We start from the raw sequence: 18,510 nt of genomic DNA, 5'->3' as shown, positions 1-18,510 counted from the left end.
CTCAGCCTGATCGGCCTTCAGGACGGGGTATGGTGTTGCATTCTTCGCCGGTCAAGGCCTTGGCGCAAGCTTCCGGAATCGAGGTTTTTCAGCCGCAGACGCTGAAGGATGCAACTGCCCAGCAACGAGTGCGCGCCGTCGGCGCCGAGGCCACCATTGTCGCGGCCTATGGCCTTATTCTCCCACCGCCGGTGCTCGACCTGCCCCGCTTCGGCTGCATCAACATCCACGCCTCATTGCTGCCGCGCTGGCGCGGTGCTGCACCAATCCAGCGAGCGATTCTCGCCGGTGATGCCGAGACCGGCGTCTGCATCATGCAAATGGATGCAGGGCTGGATACCGGCCCGCTGCTGCTCGCAGAAAGCCTGCCCATTGCAGAAAACGATACGGCAGCAACATTGCACGACAAGCTCGCCGCACTCGGCGCCCGCTTGATCGTCGAAGCGCTGGAGCGCCTGCCGCTGCCGCCGCGTCAACAGCCGGAGATTGGGGTGAGCTATGCCGCCAAGATCGAAAAGGCAGAAGCCGTGCTCGACTGGCGATTGCCGGCCATCCAGTTGGCCCGGCAGGTCAGGGCCTTCAATCCATTTCCAGGTGCTGCAACCAGCCTGCGGGGGAGCCCGATCAAGGTCTGGCAGGCCGAAGTGATGGCGGCGTCCGGCGCGCCAGGGGTCATTGTTGCAAGCGACAGGCACGGGATCATGGTCACTTGTGGCCAAGGCGCGCTGCGCCTGACCGAGCTGCAGAGAGCTGGCGGTAAGCGCTTGTCCGTCGCTCAGTTTCTTGCCGGAACATCCATCGTGCCGGGCTCGAGCTTTGATCCAGCACCTTGAATTTTCCCCTCGTCTCCCAATCTAAGGTCCGGAACGGCGTTTGTTCTGTCCCGATTCTGACTCACAAGGAGATCACGACGATGCTTGGCAACTGGTTGAAAACATCCCTCCTGATGGCGGCGATCATGGCACTGTTCGGTGTCATTGGCGGCTATCTCGGAGGTGCGACGGGTATGTTGATGGCGCTGCTGTTCGGCGCTGCGATGAACCTCTTCGCCTACTGGTTTTCGGACACTATGGTGTTGAAAATGTACAACGCGCGCGAGGTCGACGAAGCCTCGGCGCCTCAGTTCTACACCATGGTTCGCGATCTCGCACAGCGTGCCGGTCTGCCCATGCCGCGCGTTTATCTGATCGATGAAGCGCAGCCCAATGCCTTTGCCACCGGGCGCAATCCGGATCATGCCGCAGTGGCAGCGACGACAGGCATTCTCCAGTTGCTGTCGGCGCGCGAGATTCGAGGTGTGATGGCGCATGAACTGGCGCATGTCCGCCATCGCGACATCCTGATTTCGACGATTTCGGCAACCATGGCCGGAGCCATTTCGGCGCTGGCCAATTTTGCGATGATTTTTGGCGGCAGGGACTCGGAAGGGCGAAGCAATCCGGTGGCCAGTATCGCCGTCGCACTTCTGGCGCCGCTGGCGGCCTCGCTGATCCAGATGGCCATCTCGCGGGCGCGGGAATTCGAGGCGGATCGCGGCGGAGCACAGATTTGCGGGGACCCGCATGCACTGGCCGACGCATTGGCCAGGATCGATGCCTACGCACGCGGAATCCCCATGCCCACGGCCGATGCACATCCGGCGACGGCACAGATGATGATCATGAACCCCTTGTCCGGAGGCGGCATTGCCAGCCTGTTCAGCACCCATCCGGCCACCGAGGAACGGGTCGCGCGCCTGCGCGCCATGGCGCCGGGATAGCAGGCAGACAGGCTGCGAGACAAGGAGCCCCGGAGCCAGCTTGTCCTGATCTTCCTGGATGTCGGGGTACGCTGCGCTAACCCGACCTACTCAAGAGCGGATAGCGTCTGGCGCTCTACTTCCTGCTCAACAGCTCGCGCAGCAGATCGGCGAGACGACAGCCGGCTTGAGCTATTCGCCGGTTGGCAATCTCCTTTACCTTATCGAAAAACTCCGTGCTGATCGTCGGTACGTTATCTTCACCGGGCGGATAAGCGCTGTTGCGAGCCAGGCGCCAGCTTTCGTCAATCCACTGCGCAGACGTCGACGGTGGCGGACACGAATAGCGGGCGCTCAGCGCCTGACTCACGGCATCGAGGCGCTCTCCGCGCAGCCAGGGCGAGCCAGGCAGATCGTCCCAGAATGCATGCAGGGTCGTCGAGTTCTTGCGCGGATTGAAGGGGTTGATTACGCTAATGCCATTTCCGAGCCTGTCCCATTTGCCCTCTGCGTCAAGCCGGATGCTCGTATGCAGGGGTTGATGTGCGTCTCCGCTCAGATGAATGAGCCAGGGCAAGGCATAGCTGCGCTCGCTGACGGGCGAGCCGGGCGAGCCGAGTATCTTCGCCAGTGCCACGAGCTGCTGGTCGAGCAGTCCGGAAACAGGATCACTGTGCGCGTGATTGCGTGCATGATTCTGGTGCGTATCGTCAAGCGGACGATTCACGTAGTGCCAGTTGCGGCGCCGTTCCATGTCAGGAAAGCCGGGCAGAGTCGGTGTCGGTTCGTCGACGCCGGCGCTGTAGAAACGCTGGTCCTGGCGAATATCGTCGGGCCAGGTCGAGGCTTCGATGAAGGCCACCCGGTCAGCATCGCCGTTACCCGCCCGCTTCAGCCAGCGTGCGTAGTCCGGGTGTTCACGCAGCAGATTCGACACTTCAATGCGGGTCTGCCGATCAAGCTGTTCCCAGGCTATGCTCGCCACCAGTCGATGTCCGGCGGCGTTCCAGGCCAATGCAGGCCAGGGCAGGAACAACATGAGCGGCAAAAACGGCAGCCAGCGCCAGCACAAGGAAACCGTCCATGCCCCCGGGTTAGCGATCAAGTTCGATATCCTCCTGTGACACCGGGTCGTCCAGGGGCTCCAGATGCGTCAACACCGTGCTATGAGGAAGAGCGAAGCGAATGTCGCTCTCCAGCCGTTCAGCCAGTTCGTGACCACGCTGTATCGTCCACTCGCCGGGTACCAGCACGTGCAGTTCGACAAAGCGGCGGGCGCCCGATTCGCGGGTACGCAGGGCATGATAGTCAATTCCCTGATCGCGATAACGCTTCAGGATAGCCAGCACCAAAGCATGCTCTGCGGGCGGCAGGGCAACGTCCATCAAGCCCTCGGTCGAACGACGCAACAGTTTCCAGCCCGTCCATACGATATTGAGCGCAACCAGCAGCGCCAGCAGTGGGTCGAGCCACAACCAGCCGGTCAACGCTACGGCAGCCACACCGGCGATCACCCCGACCGAGGTCCAGACATCGGTCATCAGATGATGGGCATCGGCCTCCAGCGTCATCGAACGGTGCTTGCGTCCGGCAGCGAGGAGGATGCGCGCGACCAGCAGATTGACGATCGAGGCGGCAACAGAAACCGCGAGGCCGATACCGACTTGCTCAAGCGGCTGCGGAGACAACAGGCGCTCGATCGCCGCCATGCCAATACCGATCGCGGCAAGCAGAATCAGCAGGCCTTCAAATCCTGCGGAAAAATATTCGGCCTTGCCGTGTCCGTAGGCGTGATGGTCATCAGCCGGCTGTTCGGCGATCGTTATCATGGCCAGCGCCATCATCGCCCCGGCGAGATTGACGACAGATTCAAGCGCATCGGAGAGCAAACCCACCGAACCCGTGATCTTCCAGGCCAGTCCCTTGAGCAGGATGGTGGTCAAAGCGGCGCAAATCGACAGCCAGGCGTAACGTTTGAGGGAAGTTGAACTCATCCGCGCATTATGGACGCCGAAAGCCGAACTTGTCATCATCATGTTAAACTCGATCAACAAACGGTCATCATGAGACGCTGCCTTGTCTTCATCTCCATCATCTACCTCTACACCTCCCGTTTCATTGCGTACGGTGCGGGTGCGTAAAGCGGGTCTGGCCAGCACGCCGAGCGACGCAACGCTCGCTACCAGGCTGGCTCGACCAGGCCCCTCGCCACAGCAGGCGCTGGCCTCCGATTCACTGGGCTGGAGTCTGCTGCTGGCCGCACGTGTTCTGGCTGCGGTCGGTGGCGGGAAGAGTTTGAGTGAAGCCCTGGGGGTTCTTGCCAAAGAACCGCCTGCCGCGCGGGCGGCAGCACAGGATGTGTCCTACGGCGTTTTGCGCCGCTACGCCTGGGGTCAATTCATACTCGCGCGGCTGTTGTCCAGGCCCTTGACTCATGCGGAAACGCAATCCCTGTTGCTGGCCGCACTGTACCGTCTGGAGACCCGCCCCGAGGCCACCCCGATGGTCGTCGATCAGGCCGTCGCAGCGGCTGGCGAGCTGGCTGGCGGCGTGTTCAAGGGTCTGGTCAATGGCGTGCTGCGCAATTTTCTGCGGCAGCGCGAATCGCTGCTCGCCGCGCTGGCCGCCGATGAAGAAGCCACATACCAGCATCCGCGCTGGTGGCTGGCGCGTTTGCGGCGCGCACATCCTGAAAACTGGCTGTCGATCGTCGCCGTCGGCAACAGCCCGCCGCCGATGACTCTGCGCGTCAATCAGCGCCGTGGGACGGTGGCTGACTATATGATCAGGCTCGAAGCGGCAGGCTTTTCGGCTCGCGCCCTGGGTGCGGGTGGCGTGCTGCTGCAGAAGCCGGTATCGGTTGAGGCCTTGCCCGGCTTTTTCGATGGATTCGTTTCGGTACAGGATGCCGGCGCACAACGCGCGGCCGAACTGCTGGCTCCGGCGCCGGGCTCGCGAGTGCTCGACGCCTGCGCCGCTCCCGGCGGCAAAACCGCCCATTTGCTTGAGTCGGCGACGCTCGATCTGCTGGCACTCGATATCGACGCGAGCCGCACAAAACGCATCGAAGAGAACCTGCAACGACTGGGCCTGCGGGCGACGATCCAGGTCGCCGATTGCCGGGAGGTAGCGCACTGGTGGGACGGCCAGCCCTTCGACGCCATTCTGGCCGATGTGCCCTGCTCGGCTTCCGGCGTCGTGCGCCGCCATCCTGACATCAAGCACCTGCGGCGAGAAAGCGACATCCGCCGCTTTGTCCACACGCAGGCGGACATACTTGATGCACTCTGGCCTTTGCTCAAGGCCGGCGGCAAGCTGCTGTATGCTACCTGCTCGGTTTTCCCGGAAGAAAATGCGGCGCAGATCGACGCCTTTCTCGTTCGCCAGTCCGGCGTCGAGCGCTTGCATGAAGAGCAACTGTTGCCGCAGGATGAAAACGACGGATTCTATTATGCGTTGTTACGAAAAGCTGCTTAGATCGTTTTTTTTCAGCGTTCTTTTGCTGCTCGCCGCGCATGGCGCACAGGCGACGGACATCAGCGTCCGCAACCCGCAACTGCTCGCCAACGACGAGGGCTACAGCCTTGCCGCCGACATTAACATCAACTTCAATACGCGACTTGAGGAGGCGGTCAACAAGGGTGTTGTGCTCTACTTTGCTGCCGAGTTCGAGCTGACCCAGGCACGCTGGTACTGGTTTGACGAACAGATCATCCGGCGCAGCAAAACCTTCCAGCTTTCCTATCACGCCTTGACTCGCCAGTATCGATTATCCACTGGCGCCTTGCACCAGAGCTTCGACACCCTCGATGAAGCATTGCGCGTGATGTCGCGCCTGCGCAACTGGCAGGTACTTGAGAAAGGGGAGGTCAAAGCCGGGCAGACCTACCTTGCCGGGTTGCGCATGCGTCTCGATCTGACCCAGATGGCCAAGACCTTTCAGGTCAGTGCGCTGGCCAACAAGGACTGGAATCTTTCATCCGACTGGCATCGCTGGAGTTTTACGCCGACGGAGGGTGCGCCTGCGACACCTGCCTTGCCTGTGACACCCGCAGCGCCGGCCCTCTCCCCGACGACTCCTCCTGGGCTTCCGGTAGCAACGGAGTCTGCTGCAGGTGATGCCAAATGAAGAAGCTGATCATTGTGGCCGCCTCGTTTGGCGGCATCCTGCTTTTTCTGCTCGCCTCGGCCAGCGCCAACACGGCGCTGTTTGCCCGCCATTACCCCTGGCTGCTCGGGCTCAATGCGATTGTCGCCCTGTCGCTTTTTGCGCTGGTTGTCTGGCAGGTGCGTGTCCTCTGGCAGGAGCATCGGGCCAAGGTCTTCGGCTCGCGGCTCAAGCTGCGGCTGATGCTGATGTTCGGTCTCATGGCGGTATTGCCCGGGGTACTGATCTACGCCGTGTCGGTACAGTTCGTCACCAAGAGCATTGAAACCTGGTTCGACGTGCGCGTTGAGAAGGCGCTTGAATCGGGACTCGATCTCGGACGTAGCGCGCTCGATTCGCTGCTCGACGATCTGGCCGAAAAAGGACGTGCCATGGCCCTCGATCTGGGCGAGTTGCCCGAAGCGCAGCGCCGCCTGGCCCTCAGTCGTCTGCGCGAGCAGGCAGGCGTCCAGTTTGCCGCCCTATTTACCACCGGCGGCCAGTTGCAGGCGACCGCCACCAGCGATCTGGGTACCGTGATGCCGCCGCCGCCTTCGCTCGAACAGTTGCGACAGGCGCGTGCCGGGCGCGGATACCGGGTCATTGAAAGCGTCGGTGGCAAGGATCTGCTGCTGCGTGTTCTGGTCCCGGTATCGGCGGTGGGTCTGGGTATGGAAACGCGTATCCTGCAACTGACCCAGCCGGTACCTTCCAGTCTGGCGCTCAACGCCGAACGCGTGCAGGAGGTCTACCGTGACTATCAGGAACTCTCGCTCGGGCGCGAGGGCTTGACGCGCATCTATGCCATGACGCTGACGCTGACCGTGCTGCTCGCCCTGTTTACGGCCATTGCCACGGCTTTTGTCCTGGCGCGTCGTCTATCGGCACCGCTGTCTATACTTGCCGAGGGAACGCAAGCGGTGGCGGCCGGTGACTTTACTCCGCGCCAGGCGATCTACAGCCGCGACGAACTCGGCGTGCTGACCCAGTCCTTCAGCCAGATGACGCGCCAGCTTGCCGACGCGCGGCGGGATACCGAGCGCCACCGTGCCGAAGTCGAATCGGCTCGCGCCTACCTTGAATCGATACTCGCCAATCTGTCGGCGGGTGTGCTCGTCTTCGACCGTCGCTTCCTGCTGCGCACGGTCAATGCGGGCGCGCAGACCATTCTCGATGATGATTTCACCGGCCTGCTGGCCGTGACGGTCGACGCCTGGCCGCGCGAGCAGGTCTTCGGACGGGCGATTCGCGACGCCTTCGCCGAGCACGGCAACAAGGAATGGCAGACGCAGATTGAACTTGATCGCCCCGGTGCTCTGCCGCAGATTCTGTTGCTGCGCGGAACGCAACTGCCGCCGGGAAGCAGTGGCGGCTATGTCGTGGTGTTTGACGATGTCACGCGTCTGGTGGCCGCCCAGCGCAGTGCCGCCTGGGGCGAGGTGGCGCGGCGTCTGGCGCACGAAATCAAGAATCCGCTGACGCCGATCCAGCTCTCGGCGGAACGCATGCAAGTCAAGCTGGCCGACAAACTGGGCAATGGCGATTCCGAAATGCTGACGCGCTCGACGCAGATGATCATCAACCAGGTACAGGCGATGAAGCGCATGGTCAACGAATTTTCCGACTATGCCCGCATGCCGGCGCCTGAGCTGGCGCCGCTTGATCTGAATGCGCTGATTGGCGAGGTGCTCGGATTGTATGAGACTTCCCGGGCACGCATCAATCTGGCGCTTGACCCGGAATTGCCCGTCGTGTGGGGCGATGCCAGCCAGTTGCGGCAGATTATCCACAATCTACTGCGCAACGCCGAAGACGCGCAGGATGGCTTCGACGATGCACAGGTCCTTGTTTCAACGCGCGCCATCGACGGCATGGCGGAACTGTCGGTCAGCGATGGCGGTCCGGGCTTTCCGCCCGAAATGATGGCCCGCGTATTCGAACCCTACGTCACCACCAAGGCCGGAGGAACAGGCCTTGGACTGGCTATCGTCAAGAAAATTGTCGATGAACATCAGGGCCGCATCAGAATCAACAACCTGCAGCCGACAGGCGCCGAAGTCAGCATCCGGCTGCCCGTGGCGCAACGGCTGTCGCCAAACCCGAATAGTATCGAGATAACTGGCAGCGATGGAGCAATGACATGAACCTGGAATCCACAGTCAAGCACAAGCAATTGGCCTCAACATCGGGCCTGGTGGGGGTTGCCCCGACCTTTCTCGCCTTGGGCGACGGGAAATCCAGGAGTCGCTTGTGCGACGTGTACCGTAAAGAGAACTGATCATGGCGCAAATACTGGTTGTCGACGATGAAATGGGAATCCGCGAGTTGCTCTCCGAGATTCTTGCTGACGAAGGGCACTCCGTCTCGCTGGCCGAAAACGCCGCCGCCGCACGCAGGAGTCGTAGCGAGAAACGTCCGGATCTTGTCCTGCTCGACATCTGGATGCCGGATACGGACGGCATTTCGCTGCTCAAGGAATGGTCTGCGGCCGGTTTGCTGACGATGCCGGTGGTCATGATGTCCGGTCATGGAACGATCGATTCCGCAGTCGAAGCCACGCGTGTCGGCGCCATCGACTTTCTTGAAAAGCCGATTGCCCTGCAGAAGCTGCTGACCACCGTCAAGAAAGCACTCAAGCACGATGTCCTGCCGCAAAAGCCACCGCTCACGCTTGACGCCTTTGCCCGTTCGCCGCTGCTCAAGGATCTGAAGAAAAGGATCGAACAGGCCGCCGCCAAAACGCCTGTGCTTCTGCTCAAGAGCGCCTCAGGCAACATCGCCGAAATGTGCGCGCGTACTCTGCAAACGCCAAAGACACCGTGGCTCGATCTCTCTGCTTCGAGCGCGCCCCTGACGCAGGAGATGCTCGAAAACGCCGGCGGCGGCATCCTGTTCGTCGCCGACCTGATGCTGCTCGGCAAACTCCAGCAGAAGAACCTCGCTTATGCGCTGGAGCGCATCGAGAAGTGCAACCTGCAAATGGTTGTGGCCTCCTCCCGCCCTCTTTCGGCGCTCGCCGAAGCTGGCTGGGATCCCGTGCTGATGGCGCGTCTGGGCGAGGTCTGGGTGGCTTTGCCCCAACTTTCCGGCCATTCCGACGACGTGCCCGAAATCGCCTCGCTGGTACTGACCCATCTGGTTGAGCGCAATGAAGTGCCGACGCGTCACTTTTCGATTGGCGCCCTGAACGCGCTGCGCCTGCACCATTGGCAGGGTGAATGGGCCGAGTTGCTGGCGACGGTCAAGAATCTTGCCTTGTCCGCGCTCGACGAAGAGATTTCGGTTGATGATGTCGAAAGCATTTTGCTGCGCGATGCCGGCGACGCACCCAGACTGCCGCTGGCCCTGCCCATGTTCAATCAGCCTTTGCGCGATGCACGTGAAGCTTTCGAGCGGCTCTACTTTGAACATCATCTGAAAAGCGAACGTGGCAACATGACGCGAGTTGCCGATAAAACCGGTCTGGAGCGGACTCACCTGTATCGCAAACTCAAGCAACTGGGTTTGAACCTGGGACGGCGCAGCGAAGATCAGGAGTGATGCCGGCCGGCATCGAATCTAGGGGAGAGGAAACGTGAGAATTGTCATCCTCGGCGCGGGACAGGTCGGCACCAGCGTTGCACAGAGTCTCGTTTCAGAGAGCAACGACATCACGGTCGTCGATAACAACCGTGAAAGGCTCGAAAACCTGCAGGTACGACTCGATTTGCGAACCGTTGTCGGCAACGCCATCCTGCCATCGACCCTGCGCGACGCCGGGCTGGACGATGCCGATATGCTGATTGCCGTGACGCAAAGCGACCAGACCAATCTCGTGGCCTGCAAACTGGCGCACTCGCTGTTCAACGTCCCCAAGCGGATCGCCCGCCTTCGATCCGCCGAGTATCTGGACAACCCGACGCTGCTCGCCGAGGCGAATTTTGCCGTCAGCTATGCGCTTTGCCCGGAGCAGGTGATCACCGACTATCTGGTCAAACTGGTCGAGTTTCCCGAAGCCTTGCAGGTGCTGTATTTTGCCGAAGGTCGCGTTGCCCTGGTCGGCGTCAAGGCCTACGCCGGAGGCTTGATGGTCGGCAAGCCGATCAGGGAAATGCGCGAGCATCTGGGCGACAATGTCGATGCACGAATATCGGCCATCTTCCGACTCGATCATCCCGTCCCACCCACCGGTGATACGGTCATCGAGGAGGGTGACGAGGTCTTTGTGCTGGCGGCCGAGGAGCACATCCGGCGCGTCATGATCGAAATGCGCCGGATGACGGCACCGGTGAAGCGCGTCATCATCGCCGGCGGCGGCAACATCGGCTTGCGCGTCGCGCAAAGGCTCGAAGGCCGCTGCATGGTGAAGCTGGTCGAGAGCAATCCGGCGCGTACGCAGACAATCGCCAACCTGATCGGAAGCAGCCTGGTCCTGCTCGGTGACGCTACTGACGAAGATCTGCTGCAACAGGAGTCGATCAGCGAGATGGATCTTTTTCTCGCCCTGACCAACGACGACGAAGACAATATCATGTCGGCCTCGCTGGCCAAGAACATGGGCTGCAAGCGGGTGCTGGCGCTGATCAACCGGCGCTCCTATGCCGATCTGGTACAGGGTGGCCCGATCGACATCGCCATCTCCCCGGCTCAAATTTCAATCGGCGACCTGCTCACCCATGTTCGCAGCGGTTTTGTGGCCAAGGTGCACAGCCTCCGGCGCGGCGCCGCCGAAGCCATCGAAATTGTCGTACACGGCGATGAGAAAAACTCGCGTGTGGTGGGCAAGCGGGTTGAGCAACTGCCGGTGATTCCAGGCGCGACACTGGTGGCTATCGTGCGTGACCTCGACCGGATTGAGGATATTGCCTATGACGGCATGGCCAAGATAAAAAAGAAGGGGCATGTAGTCATCGCCCACAGGGGCGAAGTCATCAAGAGTGCCGATCACGTCATCGTTTTTTGCCTGAACAAGCAAGTCGTCAGGAAGGTTGAGCGACTCTTCCAGGTCAGCGTGGGCTTCCTGTGAGGTACCGTCTTTTTCCGGTTCTGCACGTGATGGGGATGATGCTCCTCTTCTTCGGCGTGACGTATTTGATGCCGATTGTAACCAGCATCATCTACAACGACGGTGAACTGATCGATTTTATCGACGCCATGGTATTTTGCTTTTTGGTTGGTTTCGGCCTGTGGTGGTTGACTCGTCACTTCAAACGTGAATTGCAGGCGCGCGACGGCTTTTTGCTGGTGACGCTGGCCTGGGTGATGATGGCCGCCATTGCTACCGTACCTTTGATGATGGCGATTCCGGGCCTGTCCTTTACCGATGCCTTTTTCGAGACGATGTCCGGGCTGACGACGACCGGGGCGACGGTGCTGAGCGGTCTTGAAAATCTGTCGCCTTCGATCAATATCTGGCGGCACGAACTGAACTGGCTGGGCGGAATGGGAATCATCGTCCTCGCCGTCGCCATTCTGCCGCTTCTCGGCGTCGGTGGAATGCAACTGTACAAGGCGGAAACGCCGGGGCCGATGAAGGATTCCAAGCTGACGCCACGCATTGCCAGCACGGCGAAAGCGCTCTGGCTGGTTTATTTCGGTATCACCGTCGCCTGCATTCTCTCGCTCAAGCTGGTCGGGATGAACTGGCTGGATGCCATCTGTCACGCCTTTGCCGCATTGTCGCTCGGCGGATTTTCAACCTACGACGCGAGCGTCGGCCACTTCGACTCGCCGGCCATCGAGGCCGTATTGATCGTATTCATGATGCTGGCGGGAATGAATTTTGCCACGCACTTCGTCGCCCTGCGTGGCCGCTCTCTACGTGCCTACTGGACCGACTCCGAAGCCAAAGCCTTTGTTGTCCTGATTGTCTCCAGCACGCTGATCTGCGCGACCTATCTTAACGAGATGGATACCTACCCCAATTGGTCGACGGCCTTGCGTCACGTTGCTTTCAATCTCGTATCGATTGCCACCGACTGTGGTTTCGCCAGCGTTGACTACGACAAGTGGCCCATCTTCGTACCGATGTGGATGTTGTTCCTGTCGTGTTTCGTAGTCAGCTCAGGTTCGACCGGTGGCGGCATAAAGATGATTCGTGCCCTGATCCTCAGCCATCAAGCCTTGCGTGAATTGCAGAAGCTGATCCACCCGGCAGTGGTTAATCCGATTCGCATTGGTGGCACCAGCATTCCGCAGACAATTGCCGGAGCCGTGCTCGGCTTCATCTTCCTCTACGCGCTCACCGTTGGTGAGCTCACCTTTCTGCTGATGGCCAGCGGTCTTGATTTCATTTCATCGTTCACCGCCATCATTGCGTGCATCAACAATGCCGGGCCAGGACTGAATGTTGTCGGACCCGCGCAGAACTTCAGTGTGCTTACCGACTTTCAGACCTGGATCTGCTCGCTGGCCATGCTCGCCGGGCGCCTGGAGATTTTTACCCTCTTCGTCCTTTTTACCCCTTACTTCTGGCGCCGTTAGCACAGGACGCTGCGTCCCTGGTGGCGCTTGCGCTGCGAACGCGGGATAATCGCCGCTTCCCGGCGAACTTTCGCCTCTCTTCGCCCCTTCGGCAGAACCCGACGTGACCCGACCCCGCAACGACACCTTCCTGCGCGCCCTGCTCAAGGAGCCGACCGAGCACACGCCGATCTGGCTGATGCGTCAGGCCGGTCGCTACCTGCCCGAATACTGCGAGACGCGCAAACGCGCCGGCAGCTTCCTGCAACTGTGCAAGAACCCGGCCATGGCGTGCGAAGTCACGTTGCAACCGCTCGCCCGCTATGACCTCGATGCGGCCATCCTCTTCTCCGACATCCTCACCGTTCCCGACGCCATGGGGCTGGGGCTTTATTTCACCGAAGGCGAAGGGCCGAGATTCGAACGCCCGCTGCGCGAGGAATGGGCGATTCGCGACCTGACGGCGCCGGACCCTTACGAACACCTGCGTTACGTGATGGACGGCGTCAGCGAAATCCGTCGTGCGCTGGGCAACTCGGTACCGCTGATCGGCTTCTCCGGCAGCCCCTACACGCTCGCCTGCTACATGGTCGAGGGCGCATCGAGCAGCGATTATCGCCGCATCAAGACCATGATCTACGAGCGACCCGATCTGATGCATCGGATCCTGTCGGTCACTACAGACGCAGTGATCGCTTACCTCAACGCCCAGATCGAATCCGGCGTGCAGGCCGTGATGATTTTCGACTCGTGGGGCGGCGGTCTCTCGGCAGCGGCGTATCCGGAGTTTTCGCTACAGTACATGCAGCGCATCGTCGCCGGCCTGATCAAGGAAAAAGACGGCGAACGCATCCCCTCGATCGTCTTCACCAAGGGGGGCGGACTGTGGCTGGAATCGATCGCCGCGATCGGCTGCGACGCCGTCGGCCTCGACTGGACCATCGACATCGGCGAAGCGCGCCGGCGTGTCGGCGGGCAAGTCACCCTGCAGGGCAATCTCGACCCCTGTGTGCTCTTCGCTGCGCCCGAGCGGATCGCCGCTGAAGCGAAAAAAGTCCTCGACAGCTATCATCGCCAGGGCGGCAGCACTAGCGGCCACGTTTTCAATCTCGGACACGGAATCTCGCAATTCACCCCGCCTGAGCACGTGACAGCCCTCGTTGAAACGGTGCACGACTACAGCAGAATCCTGCATAAAAGTATATAAACTATTTCCAACATTCGAGTTGACTTATGCACAGAAATGCTTGCTGCGTCATCTGTTCGTCACAAGTCCACTTAAAAATCAGGGACTTATCGCAAGTCATTGTTTATTAACAATAAAAAAACAGCCTTTTTTTGCGGCACAGTACCTCGCGCCTTGCCGGCAGAGCGTTTCGGGCTTGATTGGATGAATAGCCCACAGAGTTATCCACAGAAAATGTGAACAACTAAGAATGGCTTTTAAATTTAATGTGTTACACAACATACACAGAATTAACACGAACTTCATTGGCTAACTGAAGCCTCCTCAAATCAAGGTTGGGTAAAGATTGATCCTGAAAAACGCAGTTGAGCGTAATACCAATATCGCAGGCCCTCATCCCCGGCCCTTCTCCCGCAGGGCGAAGGGTGCAAACCCCCTCTCCCTGCGGGGATGGGGTGAGGGCCAAACACTCGTCAAATTTGGTGTTGCGGCGTTCGCTCTCAACTGCGGTTTCTAGTTGATCGAAGCGCATAGACAGCTCAGCATGCAGATCGCCCGCGTCGCACTCGATGTCCCGCTGCACCGGTTTTTTGACTATCTCGTTCCCGATGGCGAGCCCTTATCGGCGAGCGATATCGGGCGGCGGGTTCGCGTTCCCTTCGGAACTCGATCGCGCATCGGCATCCTGGTCGACCTGTCGACAGCCAGCGACTTTCCCGTCGCCCAGCTCAAAGCGATCGAAGCCGTGTTGCGCGACCTCCCGGCGCTGCCGCCCGAGTGGTTCCGCCTGAGCGAATTCTGCGCGGCCTACTATCAGGCGCCGCTCGGCGAAGTCATGTTGTCGACGCTGCCAGCCGGCCTGCGTCGTATCGACCCGCCTGCAGCGCGCAGCCAGCGCCGGGTGACGAAACTGCTGCCGCCGCAAGACCCGCCCGAACTGACGGCGGAACAACAGACGGCGCTGGCGACGATGGCCGACGCCGGCACCGGTTTCAAGGCCTACCTGCTGCACGGCGTCACCGGCAGCGGCAAGACCGAGGTCTATCTGCGCCTGGTCGAGCGCGCACTGGCCGCCGGCCGGCAGGTGTTGCTGCTGGTCCCCGAAATCAACCTGACGCCGCAACTCGAAGCGCGCGTCGCCGCCCGCTTCCCGAACGCCGGACTGGTCAGCCTGCACAGCGAGCTTTCCGAGGCGGCGCGCACGCGCAACTGGCGCGCGGCGCTGGCCGGCAGCGCCCGCATCGTGCTCGGCACGCGCCTGGCCGTGTTCACCCCGATGCCCGATCTCGGCCTGATCGTCGTCGATGAAGAACACGACGCCTCGTTCAAGCAGCAGGACGGGATGCGCTACTCGGCGCGCGATGTCGCCGTCTTCCGCGCCCGCGAACGCGGCGTCGCCATCGTGCTCGGCTCGGCCACGCCCTCGCTGGAGAGCTGGGCGAATGCCGCCGACCCGCGCACCCCGGCCCGTTACACCCTGCTCACGCTGCATGAGCGCGCCGTCGCCAACGCCCGCCTGCCGCTGGTGCAGCGCATCGACACGCGGCTGGAGAAGTTACAGGACGGGCTGTCCGGCGCGCTGTTGCTGGCCATTGAAAAACGCCTGGCGCGTGGCGAGCAGAGCCTGGTCTTTCTCAACCGGCGCGGCTACGCACCGGTACTCGCCTGCCCGTGCTGCGGGTGGATCTCGCACTGCACGCGCTGCGCCGCCAATCTCGTCCTGCATCTGGCCGATGCGCGCTTGCGCTGCCACCACTGCGGCTTTGAAAGCCGCGTCCCGAAAGCCTGCCCGACCTGCGGCAATCAGGACATCCAGCCCTTCGGGCGCGGCACCCAGCGCCTGGAAGAAGTGCTCACCGTGCGCTTCCCGCAGGCGCGCATCCTGCGCGTTGACCGCGATTCGGCAAAAAGTCGCAAGCAGTGGGAACTGCTGGTTGAACAGATTCACGGCGGTGCGGCCGACATCTTGGTCGGCACGCAGATGCTGGCCAAGGGGCACGACTTCCCGAAGCTGACGCTGGTCGGTGCGCTCGGTGCCGATGCCGCGCTGTTCGCGGCCGACTGGCGCGCCCCCGAACGGCTGTTCGCCCAGTTGATGCAGGTTGCCGGCCGCGCCGGGCGCGCCGAGTTGCCGGGCGAAGTGCTGATCCAGACGGAATATCCCGAGCACCCGCTGTACGCCGCGCTGGTTCGTCACGACTACCCGGCCTTCGCCAACGAACAGCTCAGGGAACGCGAGCAGGCCGGCTTCCCGCCCTACACCTTCCAGGCAATGCTGCGCGCCGAGTCGCCAAAGATGGCCGATGCGCTGGCTTTTCTGGCCACCGCGCGCGCCTGGCCGCAAGCTGGAGGGCATGCCGACGTGATGCTTTACGACCCGGTACCGATGCGCCTGGCACGGCGCGCCAATTTCGAGCGCGCCCAGTTGCTCGTCGAGTCGCCGTCACGGCGTGCCTTGCAGGCCTTCCTCGGCGAGTGGGGAAGCGCGCTCGCCGCTATCAAGGCGCCCTCACGGCTACGCTGGCATCTGGAGGTTGATCCACTTGAGTTTTAAGAGGCGGCCAGACCCGGCCTGTGGTTGCTGAGTACTCACTGAAATAGCAGCCTGTCGGCCTTGACCCGGTCGTTTGCAAAAATACCCATGTTCTTGATTATGAGGATTATCACTAATGACTATGTACAAGCCCCCGCACCCCGGTGAATTCATGCAAGAAGTTTACCTGACACCCAACGCACTAAGTTGCCGTGAACTTTCCTCCAAGCTAAACGTGGCCCCGTCCACTTTAAATCGCATTCTCAAGGGTTCCAGTGGCGTCAGCCCCGAAATGGCTATTCGTCTTTCCAAGGCGCTCGGTCGGTCTCCCGAGAGTTGGTTGGCAATGCAGGACAATCATGATTTATGGCAGGTCAAACAGAAACTCGATCTACAGGATGTCACGAGAGTGCAATTCAAAGCGGCCTGATGAGAAAGGTCAGCCTTCACTTAAACTGCGTTTTCGCTTCGAATCATCAAGTGCGACAAGCTGCAAGTCGAAGAGAAATTCAGTTGGTCACCCCAAGCGGATAAACGTATATACTTCGCGTATACCATTCTCAGGAGCACGTAATGACCTTTGCTCGCATCTTTCAGTCCGGGAATAGCCAGGCCGTACGCTTACCCAAGGATTTCCGCTTTGACGTGGATCAGGTCGAAATTTTTCGCCGGGGCGATGAAGTGGTTTTGCGACCCGTGCCGACCCGAGCAACGGCAGTCTTCGATGCACTCGCCCTCTTGCCCGATGATCTCATGCCGGACGGACGCCACGATACGCCGCCCCAGGAGAGGGATGAGTTCTGATGAGCGTGCGTTACCTGCTGGACACCAATATCTGCATCTATATTGCCAGGCACAACCCGCCTGAGGTACGCGAACGCTTTGCACGCCACATGGCCAGCGAGTTGGCCATGTCGGTAATCACGCTGGGCGAACTGCGTTTTGGTGCAGAAAAGAGCCAGATGCGCGAACGTGCGCTGAGCAGTATTCAGACACTGGCCCAGCTCATCACGCTTGCACCCTTGCCCGAGGCCGCCGCCGAGCACTACGGAGAGATCAGAGCCGAACTGCAAAAGAACGGCCAGATCATCGGCAACAACGATCTCTGGATAGCCGCGCATGCCCGCGCTCAAGGCTGGATTATTGTTACCAACAACGAACGGGAATTCATGCGTGTGGCCGGATTGCAGGTAGAAAACTGGGTCCAATGAGTTTTACCGGTTTGAACGCGGCGCTATTAACGTGCCCAGCACCGATTTGCAGGTGCCCGTATTCATTGGCTCGCAGCACGATTCACGCGATGGACAGGCGATCCAGCGGGCTGGCCACGCCGCGCCCGCCGCGATTGAGCACATGCGTGTAGATCATCGTCGTTGAAACATCGGAGTGCCCCAATAGCTCCTGCACGGTGCGGATGTCGTAACCCGAGTCCAGCAAATGTGTTGCAAAACTGTGTCTCAAGGTATGCGGGGTGGCCGGCTTGTTGATCCCGGCGTCACGCACCGCCTGCCGGATAGCGCGCTGTACGGACTGATCCTGCACATGATGGCGGCGCACTACTCCCGTGCGCGGATCGATCGACAGGCTTGCCGAAGGAAAAACGTATTGCCACATCCATTCACGACCCGCCGAAGGATATTTACGATCCAGCGCGTAGGGCAGATGCACTTCGCCATGGCCGGCGGCCAGATCCTGACGGTGCAACTCCCGCGCCCGCTCGACGTGTTCGCGCAGGGCCGGAATCACGCTTGCAGGCAGCATGGTCACCCGATCCTTCGCTCCTTTGCCGTCCCGAACCAGAATCTCACCACGCTCGAAATCCACGTCTTTGATGCGCAAGCGAAGGCATTCCATGATGCGTAAGCCGGTGCCGTAAAGCAGCCTGGCGATTAACCCATGACGGCCCTCCAGGCGGAGCAGCACGGCCATGACTTCATCCCGCGTCAGAACCACCGGCAAGCGTTTTGGCGTTCTGGCCGCCTCGACCTTATCCAGCCAGGGCAATTCGAGCGCCAGCACCTCTTTGTAAAGAAAAAGCAATGCGCTCTTTGCCTGGTTCTGGGTCGAGGCCGCCACGTTACCGGCTACGGCCAGATGGGTGAGGAAGGACTGAACCTCGTCGGCACCCATATCCTTGGGATGCCGCTTGCCAAAATGCCGTATAAATCGTTTAATCCAATCCACGTAAGTGTGCTCAGTGCGGATGCTATAGTGCTTGAAGCGAATCCGTGCCCTGACCTGCTCAAGAAGCCGGGGTGCCGAAATCGACTCGGCAAGTGACGTAAATGATGACATTTTTAGGCTCCACTAAATTCGAACAACATGATGATTGAACTCAGTTTAGCACAAGTCACTGTTGTTATATATGGGGTATCCACTTAGCTCCAGTTATCGCGAGTACTGGATAAATAAGCAGTATTGAATGATATGCCAGTGAGGCAAACAGTCAAGCCTTTTTCACCACA

Annotated in this window: 16 protein-coding genes; 13 read left to right on the top strand and 3 right to left on the bottom strand. The window is 60.5% G+C overall.

The genetic code is table 11. The annotated features are described in order from the left end of the window. Nucleotides 1-833, top strand: an 833-nt coding sequence (gene fmt / locus JNM42_RS02520) for a methionyl-tRNA formyltransferase (RefSeq protein ID WP_294265654.1), incomplete at its 5' end; no start/stop codon positions are given. 80 nt (nt 834-913) lie between these two features. Next, nucleotides 914-1,759, top strand: coding sequence for a zinc metalloprotease HtpX (gene htpX / locus JNM42_RS02515; protein ID WP_294265651.1), 846 nt, complete (start codon nt 914-916; stop codon nt 1,757-1,759). Nucleotides 1,760-1,874: 115 nt separating this feature from the next. Here the strand turns inward: htpX and JNM42_RS02510 are convergent, their stop codons facing one another. Both JNM42_RS02510 and JNM42_RS02505 read right to left on the bottom strand, forming a co-directional pair. After that, nucleotides 1,875-2,843 (bottom strand): S1/P1 nuclease, encoded by a 969-nt coding sequence (locus JNM42_RS02510; protein WP_294265647.1) that lies wholly within the window; start codon nt 2,841-2,843, stop codon nt 1,875-1,877. Further along, nucleotides 2,833-3,732, bottom strand: a complete 900-nt coding sequence (locus tag JNM42_RS02505) for a cation diffusion facilitator family transporter (RefSeq protein WP_294265644.1) — start codon at nt 3,730-3,732, stop codon at nt 2,833-2,835. Before JNM42_RS02505 ends, JNM42_RS02510 begins: the two co-directional genes overlap by 11 nt. A 193-nt stretch (nt 3,733-3,925) precedes the next feature. Here JNM42_RS02505 and rsmB point away from each other — a divergent pair, with 193 nt between their 5' ends. The 11 genes from rsmB to JNM42_RS02450 all read left to right on the top strand — a co-directional run bounded on the left by rsmB (nt 3,926) and on the right by JNM42_RS02450 (nt 17,256). Then, the gene (rsmB, locus tag JNM42_RS02500; protein ID WP_294265659.1) at nt 3,926-5,215 is read left to right on the top strand and encodes a 16S rRNA (cytosine(967)-C(5))-methyltransferase RsmB; all 1,290 of its coding nucleotides are present in this window, start codon (nt 3,926-3,928) and stop codon (nt 5,213-5,215) included. Further along, nucleotides 5,190-5,867 (top strand): DUF4390 domain-containing protein, encoded by a 678-nt coding sequence (locus tag JNM42_RS02495; protein WP_294265642.1) that lies wholly within the window; start codon nt 5,190-5,192, stop codon nt 5,865-5,867. The genes rsmB and JNM42_RS02495 overlap by 26 nt, the downstream gene beginning before the upstream one ends. Continuing rightward, nucleotides 5,864-8,029 carry an ATP-binding protein gene (locus JNM42_RS02490; protein WP_294265640.1) on the top strand — a complete coding sequence of 722 codons (2,166 nt, stop codon included), beginning with the start codon at nt 5,864-5,866 and terminating at the stop codon, nt 8,027-8,029. The genes JNM42_RS02495 and JNM42_RS02490 overlap by 4 nt, the downstream gene beginning before the upstream one ends. A gap of 136 nt (nt 8,030-8,165) precedes the next feature. Next, on the top strand, nt 8,166-9,425 hold the full coding sequence (locus tag JNM42_RS02485) for a response regulator (protein ID WP_294265637.1): 1,260 nt from the start codon (nt 8,166-8,168) through the stop codon (nt 9,423-9,425). 34 nt (nt 9,426-9,459) lie between these two features. Beyond that, on the top strand, nt 9,460-10,890 hold the full coding sequence (trkA, locus tag JNM42_RS02480; protein WP_294265634.1) for a Trk system potassium transporter TrkA: 1,431 nt from the start codon (nt 9,460-9,462) through the stop codon (nt 10,888-10,890). A gap of 35 nt (nt 10,891-10,925) precedes the next feature. After that, on the top strand, nt 10,926-12,347 hold the full coding sequence (locus JNM42_RS02475; RefSeq protein WP_294265632.1) for a potassium transporter TrkG: 1,422 nt from the start codon (nt 10,926-10,928) through the stop codon (nt 12,345-12,347). A gap of 103 nt (nt 12,348-12,450) precedes the next feature. Continuing rightward, the gene (gene hemE, locus JNM42_RS02470; protein WP_294265629.1) at nt 12,451-13,533 is read left to right on the top strand and encodes a uroporphyrinogen decarboxylase; all 1,083 of its coding nucleotides are present in this window, start codon (nt 12,451-12,453) and stop codon (nt 13,531-13,533) included. Nucleotides 13,534-14,056: 523 nt separating this feature from the next. Further along, the gene (locus JNM42_RS02465) at nt 14,057-16,066 is read left to right on the top strand and encodes a primosomal protein N' (protein ID WP_294265626.1); all 2,010 of its coding nucleotides are present in this window, start codon (nt 14,057-14,059) and stop codon (nt 16,064-16,066) included. Nucleotides 16,067-16,181: 115 nt separating this feature from the next. Continuing rightward, a complete protein-coding gene (locus tag JNM42_RS02460; protein ID WP_366504397.1) occupies nt 16,182-16,475 on the top strand; it encodes a HigA family addiction module antitoxin in 294 nt (97 codons plus the stop codon). Nucleotides 16,476-16,618: 143 nt separating this feature from the next. Continuing rightward, nucleotides 16,619-16,849: a type II toxin-antitoxin system VapB family antitoxin gene (gene vapB / locus JNM42_RS02455; protein ID WP_294265623.1), complete on the top strand. Its 231-nt coding sequence runs from the start codon at nt 16,619-16,621 to the stop codon at nt 16,847-16,849. Beyond that, nucleotides 16,849-17,256, top strand: a complete 408-nt coding sequence (locus tag JNM42_RS02450; RefSeq protein ID WP_294265619.1) for a type II toxin-antitoxin system VapC family toxin — start codon at nt 16,849-16,851, stop codon at nt 17,254-17,256. Before vapB ends, JNM42_RS02450 begins: the two co-directional genes overlap by 1 nt. An 82-nt stretch (nt 17,257-17,338) precedes the next feature. On the opposite strand, the gene JNM42_RS02445 is transcribed toward JNM42_RS02450, so the two are convergent. Beyond that, nucleotides 17,339-18,340, bottom strand: a complete 1,002-nt coding sequence (locus JNM42_RS02445; protein WP_294265617.1) for an integron integrase — start codon at nt 18,338-18,340, stop codon at nt 17,339-17,341. Nucleotides 18,341-18,510: the final 170 nt, after the last annotated feature.

The sequence above is a fragment of the Propionivibrio sp. genome, assembly GCF_016790145.1.
In the GTDB taxonomy this organism is placed as follows: Bacteria; Pseudomonadota; Gammaproteobacteria; order Burkholderiales; family Rhodocyclaceae; genus Propionivibrio.
Note: the sequence above shows the minus strand (reverse complement) of the source record. Positions and strands in the feature narration are given on the sequence as shown.